Source organism: Sphingopyxis sp. (genome assembly GCF_035250425.1).
GTDB lineage: Bacteria > Pseudomonadota > Alphaproteobacteria > Sphingomonadales > Sphingomonadaceae > Sphingopyxis.
In genome coordinates this window covers 1-8,810 of sequence record NZ_DATFFD010000274.1, presented here as the reverse complement: position 1 = coordinate 8,810, position 8,810 = coordinate 1, and the positions used below count along the sequence as shown (strand labels likewise).

The window sequence follows — 8,810 nt, the reverse complement described above, 5'->3', positions numbered from 1 at the left end:
CGGCCCGCATCAATCGCGGTCCGGCGCGCCGAGCGGGAAATAGGGACGGTAGGGCCGGGCATCCTCGACACAGCGCGACACCGTCGGATGCGCGAGCAGGCGGGCGCGATAGGCGCGCAGATTCTCGTACTTTCCGTCGATCTCATGCACCCAGTCGGCGTAAAAGAGCGACGGCGCCGCGGCGCAATCGGCGAGGGTGAAACCATAGGGCGTCGCCCAGCCGCCGCCCGCCAGCTCTTTGTCGAGCCAGCCATAGATGGTTTCGAGCGCGGCCTTTGCCTTGTCGACGATGATCGGCAGGTGGTTTTCGGGCCCGCGCAGCGCGTCGTTCACTACCTGCTGCATCTGGTTCATCACATGATTGTCGAAGATGCGGTCGAAGAACCGCACCTTCAGCGCCGCGTCGAAATCGGCGGGAATCAGGCGCGGCTCGGGGACCAGATGGTCGAGATATTCGATGATGATCGACGATTCGAAATATGGCACGCCATCGTGGACGAGCAGCGGGAACTGGCCGACCGGCCAATGGGCCTTGAGTTCCTTGCCATGCTGCGGCGCGTCGGGGCCAATGACGCGATAATCGAACTCGACCCCCTTTTCGTAGAGCGCGATCAGCACCTTCCATGTGTAGGAGGAGAAGGGGTGGCCGTAATAGATCAGCATCAATTCTTGCCCCTGCGCGTCAGCCAGGCGAGCGGCCAGCCGACGAAGAAAATATGCGGGAAGAGCGCGACCGCCCCCTTGACGAGGCCGGTCGGCGGGAAGGGCGATCCGAAGCGCAGCGGCAGCACGATCCCGTTCATGATGACATAGAGCAGCAGCCCATAGAGCGTGCCGGTCAGCCACCACGGCCAGGCGGTCAGCGCACTCCAGCGCCGCGCGACGAAGAACCACGCCGCGACCATCGCGCCCATGATCGCGAAGTGCGTCGCGAGCCCCGCGATGTCGCCGGCGATGCCCCAGCCGCGCGCGGCATCGCCGAACGGACCGCTGGCGACGGCATGCAGCATCGAGGAGACGGTGCCCCCCTGCACGACGCTCGACACCGCCGCATAGACGATGTCGAGCGTGCCGCAGAGCAGCCAGGCGAAGAGCGCCGGGCTACGCCGCGCCAACGGCTTCGCCCCGCACCGCGGCCTCGATCTTCGCGATGTCGATCTTCTTCATCGTCATCATCGCCTCGAACGCGCGTTTGGCGGCCGCGGGGTCGCCGCCCATCGCCGCGTCGGTCAGCGCGCGCGGGGTGATCTGCCAGTTGAGACCCCATTTGTCCTTGCACCAGCCGCACATGCTTTCCTGTCCGCCGTTGCCGACGATCGCGTTCCAGTAACGGTCGGTTTCCTCCTGCGTGTCGGTATGGACCTGAAAGGAAAAGGCCTCGCTATGCTTGAAGGCGGGGCCGCCGTTGAGCCCGACGCACGATATGCCGAGCACGGTGAAGTCGACCGTCAGCACGTCGCCTTGCTTGCCGCTCGGATTGTCGCCCGGCGCCTTGTGGACCGACCCGACCTTGCTGTCGGGGAAGGTCGCGGCATAGAAGGCCGCGGCTTCCTCGGCATCCTTGTCGTACCAGAGGCAGAGGGTCACGGGCTGGCTTGTCGGTTGGTTCGTCATCATTTCTCTCCCTTGATGGGGCCGCCGATCGACCATGTATGGCCGAACGGATCCTTGATCTGGCCGTAGCGATCCCCCCAGAACATATTGTCGAGCGGCATCACGACGCTCGCGCCGGCGGCGACCGCGCGGTCGAACCAGGCGTCGGCATCGTCGACGTGCAGGTGCAGCGTCACGCCATTGGGCGGGCTGCTCTCATTATCGACATATTCGGGAAACTCGTCGTGCATCATCAGCGACGCGCCGTTGATCGTCAGATGCGCGTGCATCAATCGCACCCCGTCGTCGGCGGGCATGCGCGCCAGTTCGGTCGCGCCGAACGCCTTTTTATAGAAATCGATCGCCTCGCTCGCGCGCTTGTCGGCGATGGCGATATGCGGGGTCAGTCCCGTCGTCGGGCCCTGGTTTTCCATCGTCTCTCTCCCTTGATTATTTGCGCGGGCCGACGAAGCCGACGGGCGCGCCCTGCGGGTCGATCGCGTTCATCGCATATTCGCCGCCGGGGATTTCCATCGGTTCGCTGGTGATCGTGCCGCCGTTCGCGGTCACCGCGGCGTGCGCGCGGTCGATATCGTCGACGCCGATGTAAAAATTCCACACCGGCACCGGATAGCCCTCCATCAAAGGCATCACCGCGCCGATCATCACCTCGCCGCGCTGGAGGAAGCGATAGGCGCCGAGCGGACCCATATCCATCTCGCCCTCCTGCCCCCAGCCGAAATGCTTTTTGTAGAAGGCGATCGCGGCATCGGGATCGCTCGTCGCGAGTTCGTTCCAGCGCACATGCTGCGCCTCGGTGACCGAGAAGACATCGCTCTCCATGCCTTCGGATCCCGGCGGGGGCACCGGATCCATGATATAGAAATGCGCGCCTTGCGGATCGCCGATCATCGCGATCCGGCCGACGGGCAGGTCGGTCGCGGGCATGTGGACCGCGCCGCCATCGGCCTTGATCGCATCGATCGCGGCATCGACGTCGGCGACCTCCAGATAGCCGAGCCAGCCTGGCCGTGCCCCGCCCGCGAGCATGTCGGCGCCCAGCGCGAGCACCCCGCCGGCATTGCCGCCGTCGCTGCGGCCGATCATGCGATAATCGACGTCGCCGGCCGACGGGTCGCGCGTCGCGGCAATCGTCCAACCGACGACCGCGCCGTAAAAGGACGCCGCGCCCGCGGGATCGGGGGTCATCAGTTCGTACCAGATGAAATTGGATGGCATCGTCTCTCTCCTCTTTCCTTGGTCTCAATAGGTCAGGCTGGGGAACCAGTCGCCGCGTCCCTCGGGCGTCATGTCGAGCAAGCCCCACAGCGGATCGACGAGGTCGCCCGCGCGGTGGTGCTGGCCGGGATCCTCGGGCGCATAGGCCATCTCGCTCGCCCAGACGTGGCGGATCGTTGCCCCGTCCTTGCGGAAGACGTTGAAGATCGTCTCGTCCCAATTCTCGCCGGGCTTCATGCCATGTTCGGCGCGCTTGGCGTCGGTCAGCTTCGACGTGTCGCCGAAATAATCGGCCGAATAGCGTCCCTCGACGTCGGACAGGAAGATCAGGTGCGGCCAGCGCCGCTCCTTCGCCCAGGCTTCGAGCCGCGCGATCGGCGACTTGGCGACGATATAGAGCGGCGCGCGCTGCCCGACATGACGCGCGCTGCCGTCGATCGCGTCGAGCATATGGGTGCAGCCGTTGCACGGCTTGTCGCGCTCCGCCCCGAACATGAAGCTGTAGAGGATGATGCTCGGCTTGCCCTCGAACAGCTCGGACAGCGTCACCCGCTCGGGGCGCTGATACGCGCCGATACGCTCGAAGCTGTAATCCTCGGGCACCGCGCCGCCCGGCGGCAGCGCGCGGCGCTTGACGGCGACCGCCTCGATCTGGCGGCGTAGCGCGATTTCGTCGGCGAGCAGCTCGGCGCGCGCGGCGCGATAGGCTTCGCTCTCGTTCGGGAAGGACAGATGTTGCATGGCTAGGCTTCCTTCTGGTGTCGCTTATAGCCGGTGCAGCCGCAACGGCTTCCCATTTTCCCGCGCCAATATTCCGCGCGCTTCAAGGTCCAGCTGGACGCCCTTCAGCCACCAGCCCGCTTTCGCGCCGCCGGGGAACAAGGCCGGGGGCAGCATCGGCAACACGCCCTCCTTGATCTCGGCGACCGTCAGTCCCGGTTTGCCCTTCGGTACGGCGTTCAGCAGCGCGTCCTTCATCGCGTCATATTTCGCCTTGTCGACCTGCTGCGCAAAGCCCGGACTGGTGATGCTGCGCATCTCGACGCGCTCGATATTCCTGCTCATCCTGCATATCCCTTCGTCGCTTCGATCGGCGGGGCGCGGAATCCCATCGCCGCCCACGCCGTCAGCAGCCGCCACAGGAATTTGCCCGACGGCGTCCGATAATTGGGGATGTCGCCCGGCAGCTCGATCCCCGCGGGCCGATCGCCGACGATCGTCCGCATTTCGGCGGCCGGCCGTTCTTCTGCGGCGATGCGGTCCGAATAGACGCTGAGCCAATGCCCCCTGGTGAATTCGAGCGCGATCGGCGCGTTGCAGCACCGCGCAACGAAACGCCGCGTCGGCGAGTCGGGTTTCAGCCGGTGCTCGCCCAGTTTCTCCGATCCCGACAGCCACGCCAGCCGGTCCTTGCGCACCAGCACATAGGGCGTCCCGCCGTCGGCCCCGACCACGGTGGGGGCTCCGGGCAGCGCCTCGAAACCCTGACCCGCCTGCTGGCAGCTTTGGCAGTAGCAGGTCGCCGCGACGATCGGCTTGCCCGTGAGTTCGAGCCGCACGGCGCCGCATTGGCACGACGCGGTGCGGGTTTCGGTACGGGCACGCTCTTGTATCTGGGGCACCGGATACGCTCCTTCGAATTCCTCCCTGTCGCGTAGCGATGGGGAGGGGGACCGCCGCGAAGCGGTGGTGGAGGGGCTGCGACCTCGCGCCCTTGCCCCTCCGTCAGCCCTTCGGGCTGCCACCTCCCCATGCCTTCGGCACAGGGAGGATCGGGCTCTACGCCTCGACGATCGGCGCGAAGCCGCCGTAAATCATGCGCGCGCCGTCGAAGGGCGTGTTGTCGGGATCGGGCTTCATCCGCTCGTCGGCCATCATCTTTTCCCAACCCTTGGTGCGCGTTTCCTTGTCGGGCCATTCGACCCAGCTGTAGACGACGGCCTCACCATCCTTCTTGTGCGCGGCGCGGGCATAGTCGGTGACCTTGCCGTCGGGGACGTCGTCGGCCCACGCCTCGACGACGCGCGTCGCGCCATAATCGAGGAACACGCCCGACATCTTCTGCGCCAGCTCGCGATAGGCTTCCTTGTTGGCTTCCGGGACGGGCACAATATAGCCGTCGGCATAACCGGTCTTGCTGTCGCCGCCCTTGGCGTCGTCGACGATCGAGTCGAATCCGCCGATGATCATCCGCTTGCCGTCGAACGGCATCTCGCCGCCCATCTGCGCCATGCGCGGATCGCTCATCATCTTTTGGTTCGCGGCATCGCGCGTCGCCTTGTCGGGATATTCGAACCAGCTGAAAACGACCGTTTCATCGGGCTTCGCCTGCACCGCGCCCTTGAAGTCGTTCACCTTGCCGTCGGGGACGTCGTCGCCCCAGCATTCGACCATGCGCGCGACACCGAATTCCTTGAACAGCGGCGCGGCATCGGCGGCATGCTTGCGATACGCTTCCTTGTTGGCGGTCGGCACCGCGGCGACAAATCCTTCTACATAGGTCATCTTGTCTCTCCTTCGGGGGGCTTGGGCGTTCTTGAAATCAGAACGTCTTTCCCTTCCCCCTTGATGGGGGAAGGATATGGAGCCTTATCGCGGAGCGATTAGGCGGAGTTGGATGGGGGTGATGCCGCGGCCTTGCGCAAGGGCGAGACCGCACCCCCGCCGCTGCGACTAGGTGGCCCAGCCGGTGGCCGGCCCGCCAAGTCTCGCTGCCTCCCCCATCGAGGGGGAGGGGCATGGGACGGGGTAATGATTCTCGATACGTCATGGCGTTTCTCAAATCTCGGCAGATGCTATGCGGGTGGGCCTGCCTCCTCGCTGAAGGCTTCGAGCTGCGCGTCCATCGCACGCTGGAATGCCGGCCGCGCGAGGCAGCGGTCGAGATAGGCCTGCAGCCGCGGCTGCTCGGCGATCAGCCCGGCCTCGACGGCCTCGCGCAGCACGGTCGCCATCGCGATGTCGGCGACGGTGAATTCGCCCGCGACATATTGTTTGTCGCCGATCGCGTCGTTCAGGCGGCCGAGCCGGCCCTGGATGAATTCGATCAGGCTCGGGCGGCGCAGCTTCGCCCATTCCTCGTCGGTCGAAAAGATATCGACATTGCCAAGTTCGAACAGCATCGGCTCGACGCTGTTATAGGCCGCGAACAGCCACGCGAGCGTGTTGGCGCGCTGCTGCGGATCGCGGGGCATCAGCCGCGCGTCCTTTTCGGCGAGGTGCAGCAGGATCGCGCCGCTTTCGAACAGGCGGATGCCGTCATCGTTGAGCACCGGCACCTGCCCCCATGGCTGGAACAGGAAATGGTCGGCGGGACGGTTGATCGCGCTGATCAGATGTTCGGCATAGTCGAGGCCGATTTCCTCGCACGCCCAGCGGGGGCGGAGGTCGCGGACATAGCCGCGCGCGAAATCGGGAACCCAGTCGAAAGCGGTGACTTCGATGTTGGCGTTGGGATTAACGGGCATGGCAGTGTCTCCTCGGTTGAGCGCGGGTCAGGCAGGCAGCGGTTCGCCGACCGCGCAGTCGGCCAGATGTGCCGCCATGGCGCTTTGAAAGGCCGGGCGCGACGTGCCGCGTGCGACATAGGCGGTCAGATTGGGGTGTGGCGCCAACAGCTGCGGATCGGCGTTGCGCAACACGTCGATCATCGCGATGTCGCCGATCGAAAAACGATCTTCCAGCCATTCGCGGTTCCCCAATGCCTGCGACAATCGGGCCAGCCGCTGCTCGGCAAAGGGTCTCGCCGCTTGTGTGGCGCCGGCGAGCCAGTCGGTGCCCCGTCCCTTGACAGTCAGCACGACCAAGGTCTGGATCACGGGTTCGACGCTGTTGAGCGCCGCAATCATCCAGCTGATCGCGCGCCCGCGCCCTTTCGCATCGCGCGGCAGCAGGCGTTCGTCGCCTTCGCCGATGCGGATCAGGATCGAACCCGTTTCGAACAGAATCAGGTCTTCCTCTTTATAGACCGGAACCTGTCCGAACGGCTGATCGGCCAGATAGGCCGGTTCCTTGTCCTCGAAAATGCCGCCGATCAGCCGCGTGGTGTAAGGCCGGCCGATTTCGTCGAGCGCCCAGCGGACGCGGATGTCCTTGATGCGGCCATGTGCGAGGCCGGGGACCGACCGGTAGGCGGTAATTTCGGGGACGGTTCGGTTCCCAACGGGCATGATCAGTTCCTCTTCCCTTTGATATAGGCGACGATCGACATCGCGTGGCCGTGGCCGAGGTCGAAATCATCCTTGAGCCAGTCGATGATCGCGCCGGGTTTGATGCCCGGAGCGAGCCCGTTTTCGTCAGCGAAGCCCTTGCCGATCGCGATCGCTTTCAGCGCTTCGGCCGACTTGCCGGTCTTGGCTTCGATATTGTCGAGATAGGCCTGAAAGCTCATGCCGCGGTTCCTTTCGACAGCGGGACCAGCGCGCGGAGGCGCGGATCGCGCAGCCACAGGCCGCCCCACAGCATCAGGCCCAAATAGACGCCGAACAATATATGGCTGAACAGCGGGCTGCCGATCCGCACATGCGTCGCGACCGCGCCGCCGAGATAGGCGGTGATCAGGATCGCGCCGAGGATCGCGGTGCGCGGCCAGATATAGAGCAGGGTCGGGATCAGCAGCAGCGTGCCGAGCATATACATGGTGCCGACGTCGAGTGGCCATCCAAGGCTCGGCGGGCTGTATTTGATCGCGGTCTCGGGCGACACCAGCTTTAGGCCGCAATCGAAGAGGAGGAAGAGGATCACGAGGCCGCTAAGTACGCGGCCGGCGATCACCTGGCCCTTGCCGGGGGTCGTATCGGTCATCCTCTTCCTCCTCCCTTATGCTCTGGTTATGCCGAAGCTTCGGCGGGTTCGCCGGCGGGGATCGCGGCCGGGTCCATCCACATCACTTCCCAGATATGGCCGTCGGGATCCTCGAAGCTGCGGCCGTACATGAAGCCGAAGTCCTGCGTCGGGGTCGGGTCGGCCTTGCCGCCGGCCTTGACTGCCTTGTCGACCTGTCCGTCGACCGCGTCGCGGCTGTCGGCCGAGACGCAGAGCAGGACCTGCGCGGTGGTGTGCGCGTCGGGGATCTTCTTCGACGTGAAGGTCGCCCATTTTTCATGCGTCAGCAGCATGACGTGGATCGAACCCTCTTCCACCACCATGCAGGCGGCGGTGTCGTCGGTGAAGGCGGGGTTGTTCGCCGCGCCGACCGCCTCGTAGAAAGCCTTCGACTTGGGAAGGTCGGTGACCGGCAGGTTCACGAAAATCATCTGGGGCATTACTCTCTCTCCTTTGGGGTGGTGGTTGTTGAAGTCAGCGTGCGCGGCGCGCGGCCGCAATTACCTGTCGCATCATGCCGCGCCTCCGCGCCCGAACAGCATCCGGACATAACGCTTCAAATGGGTGACGGTGCCGCGCGCGATCGCCGGGTCGTTCGTCGTTTTCGCCAGGACGAAGGCGCCCTGCAGCACCGACTGGACATGCTGGGCGAGACTGATCGCGGTGATGTCCTCGGGCACGCTATAAATGTCCATCGCCGCCTGGATGTCGGGCGCGAGCGCCTCGCAATAGGCGTTGATGCTCGCCTCGCACGCCGCGCGGATGCGGTCGTTCGTCGCATAGGCCTCCTGCACCATCGTGCCGACGAAGCAGGTATAATCTTCCGTAGGCCCGTCGAGCATCGCCAGGCGGAAATCGATATGGCCGAGCAGGCGGTCGAGCGGATCGTCGAGGCTGACATGCGGCGCGAGTTCGAACATCGGCCGCGCGCGTTCGGTCCAGCCCTCGGCCGCCGCGACCGCCAGCTCTTCCTTCGACGCGAAGTGATGGAAGAAGGCGCCCTTGGTCACCCCCGCCGCCGCGCAGATCTGGTCGACCGTCGTCGCCGCATAACCCTGCTTGCGCACCGTGGCGTGCGCCGCGGCGATCAGCCTGGCACGCGCGCTGCCGCGCGGGGCGCGGGCTCCGGGGGTGCCGCCGCCCGCCGGGGGGAC

Annotated in this window: 15 protein-coding genes and 1 pseudogene; all 16 read right to left on the bottom strand. The window is 65.4% G+C overall.

Annotation, left to right across the window (positions count from 1 at the left end; translation table 11 throughout):
* Positions 1 to 9: 9 nt before the first annotated feature.
* Positions 10 to 663 (bottom strand): glutathione S-transferase family protein, encoded by a 654-nt coding sequence (locus tag VJ811_RS16565; RefSeq protein ID WP_324074393.1) that lies wholly within the window; start codon positions 661 to 663, stop codon positions 10 to 12.
* Complete coding sequence (locus VJ811_RS16560; RefSeq protein ID WP_324074392.1) at positions 663 to 1,115, bottom strand: hypothetical protein; 453 nt, start codon at positions 1,113 to 1,115, stop codon at positions 663 to 665. The genes VJ811_RS16565 and VJ811_RS16560 overlap by 1 nt, the downstream gene beginning before the upstream one ends.
* The gene (locus VJ811_RS16555) at positions 1,102 to 1,617 is read right to left on the bottom strand and encodes a VOC family protein (RefSeq protein ID WP_414711966.1); all 516 of its coding nucleotides are present in this window, start codon (positions 1,615 to 1,617) and stop codon (positions 1,102 to 1,104) included. The genes VJ811_RS16560 and VJ811_RS16555 overlap by 14 nt, the downstream gene beginning before the upstream one ends.
* Positions 1,614 to 2,027 (bottom strand): VOC family protein, encoded by a 414-nt coding sequence (locus tag VJ811_RS16550; protein ID WP_324074388.1) that lies wholly within the window; start codon positions 2,025 to 2,027, stop codon positions 1,614 to 1,616. The genes VJ811_RS16555 and VJ811_RS16550 overlap by 4 nt, the downstream gene beginning before the upstream one ends.
* Before the next feature lie 16 nt (positions 2,028 to 2,043).
* The gene (locus VJ811_RS16545) at positions 2,044 to 2,832 is read right to left on the bottom strand and encodes a VOC family protein (protein ID WP_324074386.1); all 789 of its coding nucleotides are present in this window, start codon (positions 2,830 to 2,832) and stop codon (positions 2,044 to 2,046) included.
* A gap of 24 nt (positions 2,833 to 2,856) precedes the next feature.
* Entirely contained in the window at positions 2,857 to 3,573 is a 717-nt protein-coding gene (locus VJ811_RS16540; protein ID WP_324074383.1) for a DUF899 family protein, read from the bottom strand.
* A gap of 24 nt (positions 3,574 to 3,597) precedes the next feature.
* Positions 3,598 to 3,897: a DUF6958 family protein gene (locus VJ811_RS16535; protein ID WP_324074381.1), complete on the bottom strand. Its 300-nt coding sequence runs from the start codon at positions 3,895 to 3,897 to the stop codon at positions 3,598 to 3,600.
* Positions 3,894 to 4,454, bottom strand: a complete 561-nt coding sequence (locus VJ811_RS16530) for a hypothetical protein (RefSeq protein ID WP_324074380.1) — start codon at positions 4,452 to 4,454, stop codon at positions 3,894 to 3,896. Before VJ811_RS16530 ends, VJ811_RS16535 begins: the two co-directional genes overlap by 4 nt.
* Before the next feature lie 157 nt (positions 4,455 to 4,611).
* A complete protein-coding gene (locus tag VJ811_RS16525; RefSeq protein ID WP_324074395.1) occupies positions 4,612 to 4,998 on the bottom strand; it encodes a DUF1428 domain-containing protein in 387 nt (128 codons plus the stop codon).
* A pseudogene (locus VJ811_RS16520) lies at positions 4,990 to 5,337 on the bottom strand (DUF1428 domain-containing protein); the annotation flags it as partial. The pseudogene VJ811_RS16520 and the gene VJ811_RS16525, both read right to left, overlap by 9 nt.
* A 290-nt stretch (positions 5,338 to 5,627) precedes the next feature.
* Positions 5,628 to 6,299, bottom strand: coding sequence for a glutathione S-transferase family protein (locus VJ811_RS16515; RefSeq protein ID WP_324074379.1), 672 nt, complete (start codon positions 6,297 to 6,299; stop codon positions 5,628 to 5,630).
* 27 nt (positions 6,300 to 6,326) lie between these two features.
* Positions 6,327 to 7,001, bottom strand: a complete 675-nt coding sequence (locus VJ811_RS16510; protein ID WP_324074378.1) for a glutathione S-transferase family protein — start codon at positions 6,999 to 7,001, stop codon at positions 6,327 to 6,329.
* 2 nt (positions 7,002 to 7,003) lie between these two features.
* Positions 7,004 to 7,222, bottom strand: coding sequence for a DUF4287 domain-containing protein (locus tag VJ811_RS16505; RefSeq protein WP_324074377.1), 219 nt, complete (start codon positions 7,220 to 7,222; stop codon positions 7,004 to 7,006).
* Complete coding sequence (locus VJ811_RS16500; RefSeq protein ID WP_324074375.1) at positions 7,219 to 7,635, bottom strand: DoxX family protein; 417 nt, start codon at positions 7,633 to 7,635, stop codon at positions 7,219 to 7,221. The genes VJ811_RS16505 and VJ811_RS16500 overlap by 4 nt, the downstream gene beginning before the upstream one ends.
* Before the next feature lie 26 nt (positions 7,636 to 7,661).
* Positions 7,662 to 8,096, bottom strand: a complete 435-nt coding sequence (locus VJ811_RS16495; protein WP_324074373.1) for a VOC family protein — start codon at positions 8,094 to 8,096, stop codon at positions 7,662 to 7,664.
* A gap of 72 nt (positions 8,097 to 8,168) precedes the next feature.
* Positions 8,169 to 8,810: TetR/AcrR family transcriptional regulator (locus tag VJ811_RS16490; protein ID WP_324074371.1), on the bottom strand; the 642-nt coding region annotated here is incomplete at its 5' end.

What these genes read in the sequence shown, in the direction of transcription:
- VJ811_RS16545 (WP_324074386.1), bottom strand. Translation starts at nt 2,832, where the DNA reads ATGCCATCCAATTTCATCTGGTACGAACTGATGACCCCCGATCCCGCG.
- VJ811_RS16510 (WP_324074378.1), bottom strand. Translation starts at nt 7,001, where the DNA reads ATGCCCGTTGGGAACCGAACCGTCCCCGAAATTACCGCCTACCGGTCG.
- VJ811_RS16550 (WP_324074388.1), bottom strand. Translation starts at nt 2,027, where the DNA reads ATGGAAAACCAGGGCCCGACGACGGGACTGACCCCGCATATCGCCATC.
- VJ811_RS16515 (WP_324074379.1), bottom strand. Translation starts at nt 6,299, where the DNA reads ATGCCCGTTAATCCCAACGCCAACATCGAAGTCACCGCTTTCGACTGG.
- VJ811_RS16555 (WP_414711966.1), bottom strand. Translation starts at nt 1,617, where the DNA reads ATGATGACGAACCAACCGACAAGCCAGCCCGTGACCCTCTGCCTCTGG.
- VJ811_RS16495 (WP_324074373.1), bottom strand. Translation starts at nt 8,096, where the DNA reads ATGCCCCAGATGATTTTCGTGAACCTGCCGGTCACCGACCTTCCCAAG.
- VJ811_RS16565 (WP_324074393.1), bottom strand. Translation starts at nt 663, where the DNA reads ATGCTGATCTATTACGGCCACCCCTTCTCCTCCTACACATGGAAGGTG.
- VJ811_RS16535 (WP_324074381.1), bottom strand. Translation starts at nt 3,897, where the DNA reads ATGAGCAGGAATATCGAGCGCGTCGAGATGCGCAGCATCACCAGTCCG.
- VJ811_RS16500 (WP_324074375.1), bottom strand. Translation starts at nt 7,635, where the DNA reads ATGACCGATACGACCCCCGGCAAGGGCCAGGTGATCGCCGGCCGCGTA.
- VJ811_RS16540 (WP_324074383.1), bottom strand. Translation starts at nt 3,573, where the DNA reads ATGCAACATCTGTCCTTCCCGAACGAGAGCGAAGCCTATCGCGCCGCG.
- VJ811_RS16505 (WP_324074377.1), bottom strand. Translation starts at nt 7,222, where the DNA reads ATGAGCTTTCAGGCCTATCTCGACAATATCGAAGCCAAGACCGGCAAG.